Here is a 16,666-nt window from a genome sequence, read left to right on the forward strand (position 1 = left end):
GGCCGGGCGGGGGGCACGCAACCTGGTTGCAACCTCGCCGCTCCTAGCCTCGCGGTGCGAGCTGCCCAACGGCGGGCAGCGCTTCTTCGGGAGGCAGAGCAAGATGACCCGTTACGCGGCGCCCGGCACCGACGGCGCGATCGTCTCCTACCAGGCGCGTTACGACCACTTCATCGGTGGTGAGTATGTGCCGCCGAGCCGGGGGCAGTACTTCGAGAACCCGTCGCCGGTGACCGGTCAGCCGTTCACCGAGATCGCGCGGGGCACGGCGGAGGACGTGGAGCGGGCGCTCGACGCGGCGCACGCGGCCGCTCCGGCGTGGGGCCGTACGGCGGTCACCGAGCGGGCCGGCATCCTGCTGAAGATCGCCGATCGGATGGAGGCCAACCTGGAGCGGCTGGCCGTCGCCGAGAGCTGGGAGAACGGCAAGCCGGTGCGCGAGACGCTGGCGGCCGACATCCCGCTGGCCATCGACCACTTCCGCTATTTCGCGGGCACGATCCGGGCGCAGGAGGGCACGCTCGGGGAGGTCGACGACGACACGGTGGCGTACCACTTCCATGAGCCGTTGGGCGTCGTCGCGCAGATCATCCCGTGGAACTTCCCGATCCTGATGGCGACGTGGAAGCTTGCGCCGGCGCTGGCCGCGGGCAACGCGGTGGTGCTCAAGCCGGCCGAGCAGACCCCGGCGTCCATCCACTACTGGCTCAGCCTGGTCGCCGATCTGCTGCCGCCCGGCGTGCTGAACATCGTCAACGGCTTCGGTGTGGAGGCGGGCAAGCCGCTGGCGTCCAGCCCGAGGGTGGCGAAGGTGGCGTTCACCGGTGAGACCACCACGGGCCGGTTGATCATGCAGTACGCCTCGGAGAACATCACGCCGGTGACGCTGGAGCTCGGCGGCAAGTCCCCGAACATCTTCTTCGACGACGTCTGGTCGGCGAACGACGATTTCCGGGACAAGGCGCTCGAGGGCTTCACGATGTTCGCTCTCAACCAGGGCGAGGTCTGCACCTGTCCGTCCCGGGCGCTGGTGCAGCGGGGCCAGTACGCGGAGTTCATGGAGGCCGCGGTCGCGCGGACCGAGCAGATCAAGACCGGTCATCCGCTGGACACGGACACGATGATCGGCGCGCAGGCGTCCAACGACCAGTTGGAGAAGATCCTCTCCTACCTCGACATCGGCCGGCAGGAGGGCGCGAAGGTCCTCACGGGCGGGGAGCGCCTCGAGCACGAGGGCGAGTTGAAGGGCGGCTACTACGTCCAGCCGACCATCTTCGAGGGCGACAACCGTATGCGGATCTTCCAGGAGGAGATCTTCGGACCGGTCGTGTCGGTGACGTCGTTCGACGACTTCGACGACGCCATCAAGATCGCCAACGACACGCTGTACGGCCTCGGCGCGGGTGTGTGGACCCGCGACGTGAACACGGCGTACCGCGCGGGGCGGGCCATCCAGGCGGGCCGGGTGTGGACGAACTGCTACCACGCGTACCCGGCACATGCCGCATTCGGCGGATATAAGGGCTCCGGGATCGGCCGGGAGACGCACAAGATGATGCTGGAGCACTACCAGCAGACGAAGAATCTCCTGGTCTCCTACTCGCCGAAGAAGCTGGGCTTCTTCTAGACCCGCCTCTTCTGGACCCGCTCCTTCCGGACACCCGACACCCCCTCTCACCGGCCCATGTGGACGACCCCCGCCCAGTGGGCCGGTGACGTCATGGTGTCTCCGCGTCTGCGCAGGGCGGCCTCGACCCGGGCGACCCGGTCCGCGAAGGCTTCGGCGAGCGGTTCCGGGAAGCCTCCCGGGACGCGCCGGTCGGGGTCGCGCATCCAGCGCTGGGCACGACGCAGCGCCTCGGCGGGCTCGCGGCCCACGCTCAGGTGGTAGTGGAAGACGGTCATCAGAAAGCCCGTGGTGGCGTTGGTCAACGGCCACAGCGAGGCGATGACCGCGCTCGCTCGGGCGGCGAGGAAGGCCGAGGCCACCGTGAAGCCCTCGTCCGGGTGGCTGAGACTGACGTTGCTGGCACAGCACGCGAGTGACACGCATACGCCGCCCGAGGCACCGGAAACACCCTCACCGGTGAGGTCCAGCGCGCCGATCCGGTCGATCCCCAGTCCCCCACCTGGCAGGACGATCCGGGCGCGCCAGGACTCGGTCACGTCGGCGGCCAGATGAGCGGCGATGTCCACGACGTCGAAGTGCTCGTCGGACAGGTGCCCGAGCAGCCAGGGCACGGTGGTCTCCTCGGTGGACGGGCGGACCGCGTCGGGGTAGACCGCCTCGTGCAGCAGGCCCGTCGCGGCCCACGTCGCCTCCTTGCCGGTGAGGCCGTTGACGAGGAGGGCGGTGCGGGCCGGTCCGACCCTGGGGAGCTCCGAGGCGGCGATGAACTGTCGGGCTCCGCAGACCATGGTCATCACCAGCCGGTCCATGGCGGGGACCCCTCGGTCCAGGACGGCCGCCGCCCACGGCACGAACGCGAGATCGCCCACCGGGACGAGAACGACCCGGTGGCGGCCGTCGGTGCGCCGTCCGCAACGGCGCGTCAGCGTGTGGAGCAGCGGAGCGAGGTGGCTGCGTCCCGTCCGTTCTGCCAACTCCCGCAGCGCCTCTCGCCATCGCGCCACGGCCTCGGTGCGTGCCTCTGGGTCGTCGGCGGGGCGTGTGCGGGATCGCAGGGCCTCGATGTATCCGGCCAGCGCCTCGTCGTCGCCGGAGGTGGCCGGCAGGGCGACCTATTCGGCGGTGCCGTCGGGAGTGATGAGGACGGCACCTCGCTCCAGCGGCGCTCGCACCGGTCCGCGCCCGGGCCGAGTCAGGACGGCGGTTCGGCCGTCGGGCCGGACCCCGCCTGGAGATCCGCCAGCAGTTCGGCCTGGCCGGTGAGGACGCCCGAGAGGATGGTGCGGGCGACGCGCAGGAGTTCGGCGACCTGGGGGGTGGCCAGGGAGTAGTACACGGTGGCGCCCTCCCTGCGGGTCGTGACGAGGTTGGCGCGGCGCAGGACCGCCAGTTGCTGGGAGAGGTGCGGGGGTTCGATGCCCACCTCGGGCAGCATCTCCGCGACCGCGTGCTCGCGTTCGCTGAGGAGTTCCAGGACCCGGATGCGGGCGGGATGCCCGAGCGTCTTGAAGAACTCGGCCTTCAGTTGGTACAGCGGCGTGCTCATCGTGCCGCCTCCGTGTCCATGCTGCCATCCTCGCCGGCAGAGCCGGCACCGCCGATTCCGCGCTCGGTTCCGGGCGCACCGCTGTTCTGTGGTGACGACCTCTCGAATTGCCAACATTAGCAATCGGGCAGAAGGGTCCCGCACTGCCTGAGCGCCCGGACGCCGGCCCGGTCAGGCGGGTTCTTCCTGGGACTCCGACGGCAGCGAGGCCTTCGGTGCCGGCTGCTGCGGGACCGTGTCGGCCGACAGGACTCCCGTCAGTTCCAGGTGGTCGCGGGCGGCGCGGATCGCCTCCGGGGTGGTGGCGTACTCCCGGCCGTCGGGCTGGAGCAGTTCGAGCGCGCCCACGGAGTCCAGGACCTGGCGTTGGCCGGGCCGTATGCCGGAGGCGAGGACGAGGATGCCGCGGCGGGTCAGTCTCTCGACCGCGTCCTTCAGGACGAGGGCGCCCGTGGCGTCCATCGTCGACACCCGCGACATGCGCAGGACGACCACCCGGACGTCCGCGACCTCGGTCAGTTCGAGCAGGAAGCGGTGGGCGGCGGCGAAGAACAGGGGGCCGTCGAGCCGGTAGGCCACGATGTGCTCGGCGAGCAGGGCGTGCTCCTCGGCGCTGTGGTCGCCTCGGTCCAGCGGGACCTGGTCCAGTCGGGCCTGCCTGGCCACCGCCCGCAGGGCGAGGGCGCCGGCGGCGACGAGGCCGATGATCACGGCGTACACGAGGTCCAGGGCCAGGGTGGCGACGGCGGTGAGGACGAGGATCACGGCGTCGGAGCGGGTGGCTCGGGCCATGGCCCGCAGGGAGCCGACCTCGACCATGCGGATCGCGGTGGCCAGCAGAACGCCCGCCAGCGCGGCCAGCGGGATACTGGAGACGAGGGGCGCTGCGGCGAAGACGATCACGGCCAGGACGGCGGCGTGGGTGAGGGAGGCGAGCCGTGAGGTCGCGCCGGTGCGGACGTTGACGGCGGTGCGGGCGATGGCACCGGTCGCGGGGACGCCGCCGAACAGGGGGGACGCGATGTTGGCCAGGCCCTGTCCGAAGAGTTCCCGGTCGGGGTCGTGCCGCTGTCCGACGGTCATGCCGTCGGCGACCGAGGCCGACAGCAGGGACTCAAGGGCGGCGAGGGCGGCGACCGCGACGGCGGGTGCGAGCAGGGAGCCGAGCGCGCCGGGGTCGAGGAAGGCGAGGGTCGGGGCGGGCAGGCCGGACGGCAGGTCGCCGATCGGCTGCGCCGCGTCCAGGTGCGCGAGCTGGGCGACGACGGTGGCGGCGATCACCGCGACGATCGAGAAGGGGACGGTAGGCCGCCACCGGGCACCCGCGAGCATGACGGCGGCCACGGCGACGGCTAGGCCGACGGCGGTCCAGTTCGGGGAGTGGGCGAACTCCTCGGCCGCGTGCCAGGTGACCACCAGGACCCGGTCGCCCTCGGGCTTGGGCACGCCCAGGGCGTTGGGGATCTGCTGGAGGCCGATGACGCAGGCGATGCCGAGGGTGAAGCCCTCGACCACCGGGGCGGGCACGTACCGCATGTACTTCCCGGCGCGCAGCGCGGCCAGGGCCACCAGCAGCACGCCGGCCATCAGGCCCACCGTCAGCACGCCGGTCGGGCCGTACGTGCCGACGATCGGCACCAGGACGACGGTCATCGCCCCCGTGGGTCCGGAGACCTGGAGGTTCGAGCCGCCGAAGACGGCGGCCAGGGCGCCCGCGACGACGGCGGTGGCCAGGCCCGCCTCGGCGCCCAGCCCGGAGGAGACCCCGAAGCCGAGGGCGAGCGGCAGCGCCACGATCGCGACGGTCAGCCCCGCGAGGAGGTCCCGGCGCGGGTCGCGCCGTACGTCGGCGAGGTCGTCGCGGCCGGGGAGCAGGGAGGTGATCCGGGTCCACACCCGGCGGGCACCGGAGGTCATCGCGCGACGACCTCGGCTTCCTTCAGCTCGGCCAGCAGTTCGCCCCGTCCGGCGAGCATGTCGGTCAGGATGCGGCGCGCGGCGCGCATGAGGTCGGCGACGTCACCGCCGGCCGGCTCGTAGACGACTGTGGAGCCCTGCCGGGTGGAGGTGACGATGCCGGACCGTCGCAGCACCGCGAGCTGCTGCGACAGGCCGGGCGCCTCCATCTCCATGGCGGCCAGCAGGTCCCTGACCGGCATCGGCCCGTCCTGCAGGAGCTCCAGGACCCGGATACGGACGGGATGCCCCAACGTCCGGAAGAACTCGGCCTTGGCCTGGTACAGCGGAACGGACACGACCCCTCGGCTTCCTGCGGACGGCACCCCGGGCGGGGGCCTGTGGAGGTGCGGCACCCGGGCGTCGGCATGTCCTGTCGTCGGTGCGTCCTGGCGTCTGCACACCCTTGCGTCGGCACGCCTTTGCGTGAGCAGCAACAACAGCATCTATGCAATTGCGTAATTTTGCAATTCAGCATTTTCCACAGACGGCCCCCCTCGTGCGGCTCACCCCGTGCGGCCGCCCACCCGCTGCGCCCCATGCCCGGCCAGCCCGCACAGGTCCCGAGGGCGGCGGATACAGTGCGGAAAGACGGCAGTTCGTTGGAGGGGACGCGTGACCGACACCAGCAACACCCGATCCACCGACGGCGAGACGCGGACCCCGCGGCCGAGGCGGCTGCTGTACCGCGTGATGCGCTACCTCCCCGCGATCGCCCCCGTCCTGCTGTGGGCCGTGCCGTGCTGGGTGCTCCTGCACACCGGTCAGCAGTGGCCGCTCCCCGTCACGCTCACCGGCACCGCCCTCTTCGTACTGGGCCTCGTGGTCATGCCGGTCGCGATGGCGCGTGGTCACGGGCGGCGCCAGCAGGACCGGGCGGCCGTCCTCGGCGACTCGTTGCTGGGCGGCAGCTGGGTGCTGTTCACCTGGTCGGTGCTGCTGGGCGTGCCGCTGCGGATCGCGCTCGCCCTGGCCGGTGTCGGCGAGGGACAGGACCGGGCCCGGATCGTCACCTGGGCCGTCCTCGGCGTCACCGCCGTCCTGCTCGCCTGGGGCTACGCGGAGGCCCGGCGCGTCCCCCGCGTGCGGCAGGTCGACGTCCGGCTCCCCCGGCTCGGCGCCGGGCTGGACGGCCTGCGGGTCGCCCTCGTCACCGACACCCACTACGGCCCTCTCGACCGCGCCCGCTGGTCCGCGCGGGTCTGCGAGACGGTGAACGGCCTGGACGCCGACGTGGTGTGCCACACCGGCGACATCGCGGACGGCACCGCCGACCGCCGCCGCGCCCAGGCCGCCCCGCTCGGCACGGTGCGCGCCTCGCGGGCCAAGGTGTACGTCACCGGCAACCACGAGTACTACAGCGAGGCCCAGGGCTGGGTCGACCTGATGGACGAGTTGGGCTGGGAGCCGCTGCGCAACCGCCATCTGCTGCTCGAACGCGGCGGTGACACCCTCGTCGTCGCCGGCGTGGACGACGTCACCGCCCAGTCCTCCGGCCTGCCCGGTCACCGGGCCGACGTCGCCGCGGCCCTGTCGGGCGCCGACCCCGACCTGCCCGTGCTGCTCCTGGCGCACCAGCCGAAGTTCGTGGACCGGGCGGCGGCCGCCGGTGTCGACCTCCAGCTGTCCGGACACACCCATGGCGGCCAGATCTGGCCCTTCCACCACCTGGTCCGACTCGACCAGCCCGCTCTCGCCGGGCTCAGCCGGCACGGCACCCGCACCCAGCTCTACACCAGCCGTGGCACCGGCTTCTGGGGCCCGCCCTTCCGGGTCTTCGCACCCAGCGAGATCACCCTGCTCGTGCTCCACGGCGAGCACTGAAGGGCGCCGGCGCGCAGACGCGCCCGTCAGAACACCGAGACCCATTCCTCCCGTTGGCCCGACCGTGCGCGGCGGGGCGTGCCGGTGGGCTGTTCCACCACGGGGCGCAGCCGGACCACGGCGTCCAGACCACCGCCGGGTGCGACCTTCAGGATGACGTCGCCGCCGCCGGCCCGGGTGAGTTGGCGCACGATGGGCAGGCCGAGGCCGGTGCCCTCGTGGTAGGAGTCGGCGGCCCGCCAGAACCGGTCGAAGGCGCGTTCCCGTTCCGACTCGCTCATACCGGGTCCCTGGGCGATCACATGGAGTTCGACACCGCCGGAGCGTCCCCCGCCTGAGCGTTCGTCGCCGGTGCGCCGGGTGGCCGGCGTGATCGCGGTGCCAGGCGGGGTGACCCGGAGGGCGTTGGAGAGCAGGTTGTCGATGACCTGCTCCAGGGCACCGGGGACCGCCCAGACCCGGCCGGCCGGGTCTCCGGTCACCATGATGTCGACATGGTGCTCGGCGGCGAAGGCGGTCCAGGTGGCCGCGCGGTCGGCCACGACCGCGTCGAGGTCGGTGGCCTCCGGGGCGGTCGCGGAGTTCTCGAGCCGGGCCAGGGCCAGCAGTCCGTGCACCATACGGCCGAGGCGTTCCACCTCCCCCACCGCCTCCTCGAGGCTGCCGTGGGCGCGCGGATCGAGGTAGGGCTCGAAGTTCTCCAGCCGCAGCCGTAGCGCGGTCAGCGGGGTTTTCAGCTGGTGGGAGGCCTCGGAGGCGAACGCCCGCTGTGCCTGGAGCAGATGCTGCAGCCGGGTCGCGGTCCGGGTGAACGTGTGGGCGAGGCGCCGGAGTTCGGGCGGGCCCTGCGAGGTGGTGGGCGGCGCCTTCAGGCTGCCGTCGGCGAGTTCGGCGGTGGCGTGCTCCAGGGCCCGTACGGGTCCGGTGGCCCAGTGGGCGAGCGCGAAGGCGATGGCGGCGACGGCCACGAGCAGGCCCAGGCCGATCAGGGCCAGGGTCGTCCAGATGCCGTGGATCTTCGCGGTGACCGGGGCGACCGGGTAGGAGACGCGGACCACGCAGCGGACGGTCGTACCGGAGGAGCCGGGCACGGTGACGGTGAACGTGTCGCCCTGGACGGCGCGGTTCTCGCGGGTGGTGGACAGCGAGCGGTCGCGCCGGGCGGCGTCGATGTCGGGCTGGGCGGACAGGTCGGTGCCGACGGCGATGGCCTCGTCCGAGTCGGCGAGCACCTTACCGGTGGCGTCGACGACGAGGACATGGCTGCCGTTGCCCTCGATGAAGTCGGACACCAGTTCCGGGACGTCCGAGGTGGCGCGCCGTTCGACCCGGACCTCCAGGGCCTGGGCGAGCAGTTCGGCCGAGTGCCGTCCGTCGCCGGTGAAGCGGGACACCTCGCCTCGGGCGTAGAAGTAGCCGAGAGGCACTTCCAGGCCGAGCAGGACGAGCATGGTCACACTGAGCTAGCTGAGCAGGAGCCGGCGGGTCACCGGAAGTTCTCCCCCGTCCCCTGCCACGCCGGTACGGCGGACTCGGGGGCGGCGGGAGGCGGCACCCGCGCGGCGTCGGGCGGCTGGAGCCGGAACCCGACGCCGCGGATGGTGTCGATCCAGCCGGAGTCGCCGAGTTTGCGGCGCAGGGCGGCGATGTGGACGTCCAACGTCTTGGTGGGACCGAAGTAGTTGGGCTGCCACACGGTGTCCAGGATGTGCTGCCGGGTGCAGACGGCGCCGGGGTCGTCGGCCAGGCACACCAGCAGGTCGTACTCCTTCGGGGACAGGGCGACCGGTTCCCGACCGAGGTGCACCTGACGGGTCCGGCGGTCGACCGTCAGCGGGCCGATCCGCTGGAGGCCCGGAGTCGGGCGGCCCAGCGTGGTGGGCCCGGTCGCGGCCGCGGTCGGCGGACCCTCGGCGAAGGCGCTCTGCGAGCGCCGGGTGACGGCCCTGATCCGGGCGATCAACTCACGGACACCGAACGGCTTGGACATGTAGTCGTCGGCACCGATCTCCAGACCGAGGACCCGGTCGACCTCGTCGCTCCTGGCGGTGATCATGATGATGGGCACCTGGGAGCGAAGCCGCAGCGCCCGGCACACCTCGATGCCGTCCACGTCCGGCAGACCCAGATCCAGCAGCACCATGTCGCAGGGTCCGGCGGCGAGCCCTTCCGCTCCGGTGCGGGCACGGTCGACCGTGAAGCCGAAACGGCCCAGCCCTTCCTTCAGGGGACCGGCCACCCGATCGTCGTCCTCGATCAGCAAGACATGCATTCGGCGGACTCCCAAGGGGGTTGAGAGGGCGGGGAGTGAGCGGCGCGTGCGGCAGGCAGGCGGATGGGTCTGGGCGGCGCACGGCCCGCCGCCGTCGAGTACGTGCGCACGGCACCTGTCGTTCACCGGAGTTGTTGTGGGATCACTCTCGTGGCGAGGCACCGCCGTTGTGACGACCATGGAACAGGCAGAACGTTGGAGGTTCCTCGACCGTCCACTGGCCCGTCGCCGTCAGCCGCGCTCCTGAGGTGGGGGCGGACCGGCCGGTGCGCGGCGCAGCCCGCCGGCGGTTTCGCACCACGGCCCTGTCCCGCAGAGAGAAAGGACACCGTGTCACGCGACCCCGAAGCCGGATCCTCGCGGTTCGCGCACTCCGACACGACGGACGCCTCCGCCACGCGCCAGGACGTCCACACCATCCGCCAGGCCGACGACCTGATCGGTGAGGACCGCGTGGGGCTGTGGGAGCGGCTGGGCGACCGCAGAGCGACGGCCGCCAGTGCCGCGCTGGCGGGGGGGCGTCCTCCTCGGCGTCCTCTTCGTGATGTCGATGATCACCGACGGCATCACGTTCAGTTCGGACGAGACGCGGCCCGCCGGGGACGGCACGTCGATCGTGGCCCCCTCGGAGGACGCCGGCTCCCCCAGCGAGACGACGGCACCGTCCCCACCGTCGGACTCCCCCTCGGAACCGGCGGAACGGCAACAGCCCGAAGGCAGCGCGTCACCGGACGACGACGACCACGACGACTACGACGACCTCGACGATGACGATGACGATGAGGACGACGACGAGGAGAGCTGAGACGGCTCCGGAAACGCGACAGCCAGGCGACCGGCTGATGCCGATCGCCTGGCTGGTGGCCCCGGTAGGGGTTCGCTCAGAAGGCGCTGTTGTTGCAGCCCATCTCCGAGCCGAGGTGCGTGCTCTGCGCGCCCGAGTCGCCCTCGCCGTTGACGCCGCTGCCGAGGACGCCGTTGAGCAGACCGACGACACCGAGGATGTCGATGTTCAGGTCGTGCGACTTGCACTCGGTGCTCTGCTGGACGTTGTACGCGTTGCCCTGCGGGCCGTCGGCGTGGGCGGTGCCGGCGGCGAGGAAGCTGACGCTGCCGAGGGCGGCGACCATGACGGCGGCCTTGCGAAGCTTGAGCATGTGATCTCCGTGGAGCGAGGTGGATGCGAATCGCGAGAGAGTGACCCCTCACGATTTACGGAGATTAATGAGAAATGTCCCAAATTGCCTTTTGGCGCGCCGTGTCAGAGGAAGGACGCCAGCCCCTCCAGGAAACGGTCCACCTCCTGGGCCGTGTTGTACGGCGCCAGACCGACGCGCAGCGCGGGGTCGGGCAGTTTCAGCGCGGTGAAGGGCTCGTAGGCGTAGAACGACCCGGCGGGAGCCACCACATCGCGCGCCGCCAGATGCGCCTGCGCCGCTCGGGCGTCGCGTCCCTCCAGAGTCATCAGCAGGGTCGGGGTGCGGTCGGCCGCCTTCGCATGGACGGTCACGGCGTCACCGAGTGCGCGCAGTCCGTCCTCCAATTGGGCGCGCAGCACGGTCTCGTGCTCGTGGAGCGAGGCCAGCGAGTGCGCGAGCCGCTCCCGGCGCGCGCCCTCGGCCGCGGGGTCCAGGGCTGCGAGAAAGTCCACGGCGGCCGTCGCGCCCGCCAGCGTCTCGTACGGCAGCGTGCCGAACTCGAAGCGCTCCGGCACCGCGTCGGTGGACGGCAGGAGCTTGTCCGGCCGCAGCGTCTCCAGCAGTTCGGGAGCGGCGGCGAGCACACCGCAGTGCGGGCCGAGGAATTTGTACGGAGAGCATACGAACAGGTCGGCGCCGAGGGCCGGTATGTCCACGAGGGCGTGCGCGGCGTAGTGCACGCCGTCCACGTACACCAGCGCGCCGGCCTCGTGCGCCAGGTCGGCGATCCGGCGTAGAGGCGGCTTGGTGCCGAGTACGTTCGAGGCGGCGGTCACCGCGACCAGGCGGGTGCGGGAGGACAGCGCGCGCTCGTACGAGTCCAGGTCCAGCTCGGTGGTCCCGGCGTCGATCTCGATCCAGCGCACGGTGACCCCGGCCCGTTCGGCGGCCTGGATCCAGGGGCGGACGTTGCAGTCGTGGTCCAGGCGGCTGAGCACGATCTCGTCGCCGGGCGCCCAGTCCTTGGCCAGATGCCGGGAGAAGTCGTACGTCAGCTGGGTGGCGCTGCGCCCGTGGACGACGCCCCGCGCGGGCACGGCGAGCAGATCGGCGTAGGCGGCGCGGAAGTCGGCGACGGCTCGTTCGGCGTTGAGCTCCGACGGGCTGACCGCGCCCCGGTTGGAGAGCGGTGCGCTCAGCGTGGCCGCGATGGCGTGGGCGACGGGGCGCGGGGTCTGGGTCCCGCCGGGTCCGTCGAAGAAGGCCAGTCCGTCCCGAAGGGAGGGGAAGTGGGCCCGGAGTGCGGTCAGGTCGATGGCCATGGCCTCGGCTTTCGGTCGGGACGCCGTGGACACCTAGACTCTGGCACCCGGCCGTGCGACACGTAAAGCGATGGATCGCGAAGGGAGAGTTCACGTTTCATGATGGGGCGAGGGCTCGTGCGAGGCGGTGCGTCATGAAGGACCAGCCGGATCTGAAGCTGTTGTCCACCTTCCTGGCCGTGGTCGAGCACGGCTCCATGGCCGCGGCTGCGACCGCGCTCGGCTATGTGCCGTCCGCGGTGTCGCAGCACGTCGCCGCCCTGGAACGTGACCTGGGGGTCGAGCTGCTGGTCCGCCGTCCGGGCAGCCGGCTGATCCTCACCTCCGCCGGACGGTCGCTGGCCGGTGCCGCCGCGGACCTGTTCGAGGCGACCGCCCGCTTCCGGGACGCCGCCGACGGCATCGCCCGCCGAGAGGTGGCCGAACTGCGCGTCGGCGCGTACCCGAGCGCGGTGAGCCATCTGTTCCCGGACGTGCTGTCCGCGCTGCGGCCCCGGGAGCGGGGCGTCCGGGTTCGGCTGATCATCGTGGAGACGCACGCGGGGCTGCCCAGGGTGCGCTCCGGCGACCTCGATCTGCTCATCGCCTACCGGTATCTCCCCGAGGACCCGCCCGTCGCGTCCGCCGAACTGTCCCTCACCTCGCTCGGCCACGAACCGCTCGTCCTCGTCGCCGGCCCGCAGCCCGGTGGCCGCCCGCTCGCCCTGGAGGACTGCCTGGACCGGGAGTGGACGTCCGGTCTGGCGCACAGCCCCGACCGGCGGCTGCTGCACCGCTGGGCCGGTGAGCTGGGCATCGCCCCCGAGGTCACGCTGGAGACCGAGGATCTGCACAGCATGCTGGCGATGATCCGGGCGGGCCTGGCCGTCGGCTGGATCCCGGCCAGCCTGATCGACGGTGAGCACGGCGGGGGCGGCGTGCAGCGCGTGGTGCTGCCGCCGGGGTCGGCACCGATGCGCCGGGAGGTGCTGGCCGTGAGCCGGCCCGGTACCCGGCCCCCGATCGCCGACGAGCTGGTCACCCTGCTGACAGCGGCGCTGCGGGACGTCGGGGCGTAGGTCCTCAGGCGTCCCGGAGATACTCCGTCGCCGCGTCCAGCAGCCAGTCCGTCAGGTAGGTGGCGAACGTCGAGCGGACCAGCACCCAGAAACCGGCCCGGTGTGTGTCCCGGGCGATCAGGACGACCTGTGTGCGGCCCAGTCGGGTGCGGGCGCACCGGCCGGGGCCGAAGGCCCGTGGGTGCAGGTCGAGGGAGCAGCCGTGTGCGAGCAGGTCGCGGGCGCGGGCGCCGGAGACGAGGAGCGTGGTGTGCTGCGCGGAGACGTCGGTGACCGAGACCGACTCCTCCCCCGCGGCCTCCCGGACACGGCGCTCCAGGTGCCGCTCGGCGCCCGGTGGCGCCACCAGCAGCCACTCGTCCGGGCCCAGCCACAGCGCGGTCAGGTGCCCGGCGCGGGCGACGGTGTTGGGCTGGGTGGGGAGGTGCAGGTCGAGGGCCAGGCCTACGGCGCCGGCCGCCGGGCCCTTCGGGTCGAGGCGTATGTCCAGTTGGGTGAGGAAGGGGATCTCGGCCAGCCGGACCGCGCCCTGTGAGGCGCGGGTGGCGGCGGTCAGGCGGTGCGCGTGCCGGGCCAGCGGGCTGCGCGGGGCGGGGTCAGCCATCGCGGCGGGCTCCCTCGGGGTCGTAGAGGACGGGGTGGGCGACGGTCACCGGGACCAGCCGGCCGCCGACGGGGGCGAACAGCCGCTCCCCGACACGGTCACGGCCGCCCTTGACCAGGGCGAGCGCGAAGGTGCGGCCGAGTGCGGCACTGCGGTAGCTGGAGGTGACATGGCCGAGCGTCGGGACCGGCGGGGTCGGCAGCACACCGTCCGCGATCAGATGGGTGCCTTCGGGGAGCAGGGTGTCGTGGTCGTCGGGCAGGATGCCCACCAGGTGCTTGCGGTCGGGGCGGGCGGTGTCGGCGCGGGTGTGGGACCGCTTGCCGACGAAGTCGCGTTTCTTGCGGGACACCACCCAGTGCATGCCGAGGTCCTGCGGGGTGACCGTGCCGTCGGTGTCCTGCCCGATGATCGGGTAGCCCTTCTCGGCCCGCAGCACGTGCATGGTCTCGGTGCCGTACGGGGTGATGCCGTACGGGGCGCCGGCCGTGTGCACCGCCTCCCAGAGGGCGAGGGCGTGCCACGCCGACACGTTGATCTCGTAGGCGAGTTCGCCGGAGAAGCTGATCCGGCAGACCCGGGCCTCGATGCCGGCGACGGTCGCGTCGCGCCAGGCCATGAAGGGGAAGTCGGCGGCTTCGATCGGGAGTTGTGGTGCGAGGGCGGCCAGCACCGCGCGGGACCGCGGGCCGGCCAGGGCCACCGTGGCCCACTGCTCGGTCACCGAAGTGCAGTGCACCTTCAGCTTCGGCCACTCCGTCTGCAGCCACTCCTCCATCCAGTCCAGGACGGCAGCGGCGTTGCCGGTGGTCGTGGTGACGAGGAAGCGGTCCGGGGCGAGGCGGGTGACCGTGCCGTCGTCGAAGACCATGCCGTCCGGGCGGCACAGGACGCCGTAGCGGATCGTGCCGGGCCGCAGGGTGCTGATCAGGTTGGTGTAGAGCCGGTCGAGGAACACGCCGGCGTCCGGGCCCTGGACGTCGATCTTGCCGAGAGTGGAGGCGTCCATGCAGGCCACTCCCTCGCGGGCGGCCCGGCACTCGCGCAGCACGGCGGCCGTCATGTCCTCGCCGTCGCGCGGGTAGTACCAGGGGCGTTTCCACTGGCCGACGTTCTCGAAGAGGGCGCCGTGCGCGACGTGCCACTCGTGCAGGGCTGTGGTGCGCACCGGGTCGCGCAGGGCGCCCCGGTCCCGGCCGGCGAGCGCGGCGAACGACACCGGTGTGTAGGGCGGGCGGAACGTCGTCGTGCCGAGGTCGGCGATGTCGATGCCGAGCAGTCCGGCGACGACGCCGCTCGCCAGGACGCCCGAGGTCTTGCCCTGGTCGGCCGCGGTGCCGGCCGTGGTGTAGCGCTTGGTGTGTTCGACGGAGCGCAGTCCGGCGCCGGTGGCGCGGGCCAGGTCGGCGACGGTGACGTCGCGTTGGAGGTCCACGAAGCGGGGGCCGGCGTCGTCGCCGTCGCCGGGGATGTCGTACAGGCGCATGGGGGGTGTTGGGCGGGGCTGCGGTGCGGGGTCCGGCAGACGTGGGGGCGTGGGTGCGGGTGGGTGGCCCTCGGTCTCGACGGCTCGGGCGCCGGCGTCCGAGCCCTGCTTCAGGGCGGTTTTCAGGTCGAGTACGCCGCTGGCGGCGCCCACGGCCTCGACCGCCTGGCGTGTCCGGTCGGGGACGAAGGCGCCCAGCACCGGGTCGTGGCGGAGGGTGCCGCCGGACTGGCTGAAGAGGTGCACTACCGGGTTCCAGCCGCCGGAGACCAGGAGTAGGTCGGCGGGCGATCGCCGTTGGCGGGAGGGGTGTTCGGAGGGGGCGACCGTCACGGTGGTGAGGCGGGCGGTGCCTGCCGTGCCGGTGACGGTGTGGCCGGGGAGTACCTCGATGCCGGCTGCCTCGGCGTGGGCGGCCCACTCCCCTGCGTCGGGTCTGGTGTCGACGACGGCGGCGACGTGCACGCCGGCCGCCGCTAGGTCGAGCGCCGCCGGGTACGCGGTGTCGTTGGTGGTGAACACGACGGCCTCGCGGCCCGGCAGGACGCCGTACCGGTTGACGTACGTACGGGCCGAGGCGGCCAGCATCACGCCGGGGCGGTCGTTGTCGGGGAAGGCGAGGGGGCGTTCGTGGGCGCCGGTGGCGAGGACGACTCGGCGGGCGCGGATGCGCCATATCCGTTCGCGGGCGAGGTGGGCGGGGGCGGTGGCGCCCAGGTGGTTCGTGCGGCGCTCGAGGGCTAGGAGGTGGTTGTCGTCGTAGTAGCCGAAGACGGTGGTGCGGGCGAGGACGCGGGCCTCGGGGGCCTTCTGGAGGCGGGCGGTTACCTCTTCCACCCAGTCGAGGTGGTCGGCGCTCGTGAGGAGGGTGCCGCCGGGCTCGGGCTGGTCGTCGGCGAGGACGACTCGGGCGCCGGTGTCCGCTGCCGCGGCGGCTGCCGCGAGTCCGGCCGGGCCGGCGCCGATGATCAGGAGGTCGCAGTGGGTGTGTACGGCGTCGTAGCGGGCGGGGTCGGGGGTGGGGGCGAGGCGGCCGCGGCCGGGGGTGGGGAGGGTGGTTGCGGCCAGGCCGTCGTACAGCTCGAGGGTGGTTGCCGGTTGCATCGGCTCGGGGAAGGGTTCTTCCATCTGGACGAATGCGTTCGGCTCTTCCGCGCCGGCGGTGAAGATGCCTCGGGGGCGGCCCAGTTTGACGCTGGTGCCTGTTTGGATGACGCCTTCGGCGAGGAGGGCGGAGGCGAGGGTGTCGCCTTGGTAGCCGTGGTATTTGGTGCCGTTGAAGGTGAAGGTGAGGGGGGTTCGGCGGTTGATTCGGCCTTGGGTGGGGTGGCGGAACGGTTGGGTTGGATCGCCCCTGCCGCCCCTACCCGTTCCCGTCCCCCGGGGGCTGCCGCCCCCGGACCCCCGCTTCGGCCCTGGACGGGCCTCGTCCTCAGACGTCGGACGGGCTGAAAAGCCTGAATCGGTCTCGTCCTGGAGAGCAGGACGGTCTGACGGCACCGCCCGCCTCGGCTCCGCCCGTTCCGGTGGCTCCGGGCGTTCCTCACCCGCCCGATACACCAGCAGGATCTCGTTCGTCGACGTGTCACGAATCGCGTTGAACCAGCGGCGGCAGCCTGCCCCGTGCATCCAGCGTTCCGCGGACGGGCCCTTGGGGTTGGCACGGAAGAACAGGTAGCGGGCCCACTCCTCGTCGGACAGAGCGGCCGGGTCCTCGGGGTAGGGCACATGGGCCTGGCCGCCGTGGTGGAACTCGGCCTCGTCGCGGGGCCCGCACCACGGGCAGGGGATGAGCAGCATGGGTCGGCTCCCGGGGCTGGCTGCCGGTT

General features: G+C 72.3%; 14 protein-coding genes. 4 read left to right on the top strand and 10 right to left on the bottom strand.

Going from position 1 to position 16,666, the window contains the following annotated elements; translation table 11 throughout:
* Window positions 1–103 precede the first annotated feature (103 nt).
* Window positions 104–1,627, top strand: coding sequence for an aldehyde dehydrogenase (gene adh / locus DC008_RS04015; RefSeq protein WP_108705746.1), 1,524 nt, complete (start codon window positions 104–106; stop codon window positions 1,625–1,627).
* Between the two features lie 47 nt (window positions 1,628–1,674).
* Here adh and DC008_RS04020 read toward each other — a convergent pair whose 3' ends face one another.
* From DC008_RS04020 to DC008_RS04035, 4 genes are all read right to left on the bottom strand, one after another.
* Window positions 1,675–2,634, bottom strand: coding sequence for a CHAT domain-containing protein (locus DC008_RS04020; protein ID WP_164492259.1), 960 nt, complete (start codon window positions 2,632–2,634; stop codon window positions 1,675–1,677).
* Window positions 2,635–2,822: 188 nt separating this feature from the next.
* The gene (locus DC008_RS04025; RefSeq protein ID WP_108705748.1) at window positions 2,823–3,176 is read right to left on the bottom strand and encodes an ArsR/SmtB family transcription factor; all 354 of its coding nucleotides are present in this window, start codon (window positions 3,174–3,176) and stop codon (window positions 2,823–2,825) included.
* A gap of 171 nt (window positions 3,177–3,347) precedes the next feature.
* A complete protein-coding gene (locus DC008_RS04030) occupies window positions 3,348–5,093 on the bottom strand; it encodes a SulP family inorganic anion transporter (protein ID WP_108705749.1) in 1,746 nt (581 codons plus the stop codon).
* Window positions 5,090–5,431: an ArsR/SmtB family transcription factor gene (locus DC008_RS04035; RefSeq protein ID WP_108705750.1), complete on the bottom strand. Its 342-nt coding sequence runs from the start codon at window positions 5,429–5,431 to the stop codon at window positions 5,090–5,092. Before DC008_RS04035 ends, DC008_RS04030 begins: the two co-directional genes overlap by 4 nt.
* A gap of 316 nt (window positions 5,432–5,747) precedes the next feature.
* On the opposite strand from DC008_RS04035, the gene DC008_RS04040 reads away from it, so the two are divergent.
* Complete coding sequence (locus DC008_RS04040) at window positions 5,748–6,956, top strand: metallophosphoesterase (protein ID WP_108705751.1); 1,209 nt, start codon at window positions 5,748–5,750, stop codon at window positions 6,954–6,956.
* 26 nt (window positions 6,957–6,982) lie between these two features.
* On the opposite strand, the gene DC008_RS04045 is transcribed toward DC008_RS04040, so the two are convergent.
* Window positions 6,983–8,407 carry a sensor histidine kinase gene (locus DC008_RS04045; protein WP_244221483.1) on the bottom strand — a complete coding sequence of 475 codons (1,425 nt, stop codon included), beginning with the start codon at window positions 8,405–8,407 and terminating at the stop codon, window positions 6,983–6,985.
* A 35-nt stretch (window positions 8,408–8,442) separates the two neighbouring features.
* A complete protein-coding gene (locus DC008_RS04050) occupies window positions 8,443–9,228 on the bottom strand; it encodes a response regulator transcription factor (RefSeq protein WP_108705752.1) in 786 nt (261 codons plus the stop codon).
* Between the two features lie 499 nt (window positions 9,229–9,727).
* On the opposite strand from DC008_RS04050, the gene DC008_RS04055 reads away from it, so the two are divergent.
* On the top strand, window positions 9,728–10,033 hold the full coding sequence (locus tag DC008_RS04055) for a hypothetical protein (RefSeq protein ID WP_108705753.1): 306 nt from the start codon (window positions 9,728–9,730) through the stop codon (window positions 10,031–10,033).
* 76 nt (window positions 10,034–10,109) lie between these two features.
* Here the strand turns inward: DC008_RS04055 and DC008_RS04060 are convergent, their stop codons facing one another.
* Window positions 10,110–10,385, bottom strand: coding sequence for a hypothetical protein (locus DC008_RS04060; RefSeq protein WP_055622303.1), 276 nt, complete (start codon window positions 10,383–10,385; stop codon window positions 10,110–10,112).
* A gap of 104 nt (window positions 10,386–10,489) precedes the next feature.
* A complete protein-coding gene (locus DC008_RS04065) occupies window positions 10,490–11,689 on the bottom strand; it encodes a cysteine desulfurase-like protein (protein WP_108705754.1) in 1,200 nt (399 codons plus the stop codon).
* 134 nt (window positions 11,690–11,823) lie between these two features.
* Between DC008_RS04065 and DC008_RS04070 the strand changes: the two genes are divergently transcribed.
* On the top strand, window positions 11,824–12,747 hold the full coding sequence (locus tag DC008_RS04070; protein ID WP_108705755.1) for a LysR family transcriptional regulator: 924 nt from the start codon (window positions 11,824–11,826) through the stop codon (window positions 12,745–12,747).
* Between the two features lie 4 nt (window positions 12,748–12,751).
* Here the strand turns inward: DC008_RS04070 and DC008_RS04075 are convergent, their stop codons facing one another.
* On the bottom strand, window positions 12,752–13,351 hold the full coding sequence (locus DC008_RS04075; protein WP_108705756.1) for a sarcosine oxidase subunit gamma: 600 nt from the start codon (window positions 13,349–13,351) through the stop codon (window positions 12,752–12,754).
* Window positions 13,344–16,637, bottom strand: a complete 3,294-nt coding sequence (locus DC008_RS04080) for a sarcosine oxidase subunit delta family protein (protein ID WP_108705757.1) — start codon at window positions 16,635–16,637, stop codon at window positions 13,344–13,346. Before DC008_RS04080 ends, DC008_RS04075 begins: the two co-directional genes overlap by 8 nt.
* Window positions 16,638–16,666 lie beyond the last annotated feature (29 nt).

The sequence above is a fragment of the Streptomyces nigra genome, assembly GCF_003074055.1.
GTDB classification, from domain to species: domain Bacteria; phylum Actinomycetota; class Actinomycetes; order Streptomycetales; family Streptomycetaceae; genus Streptomyces; species Streptomyces nigra.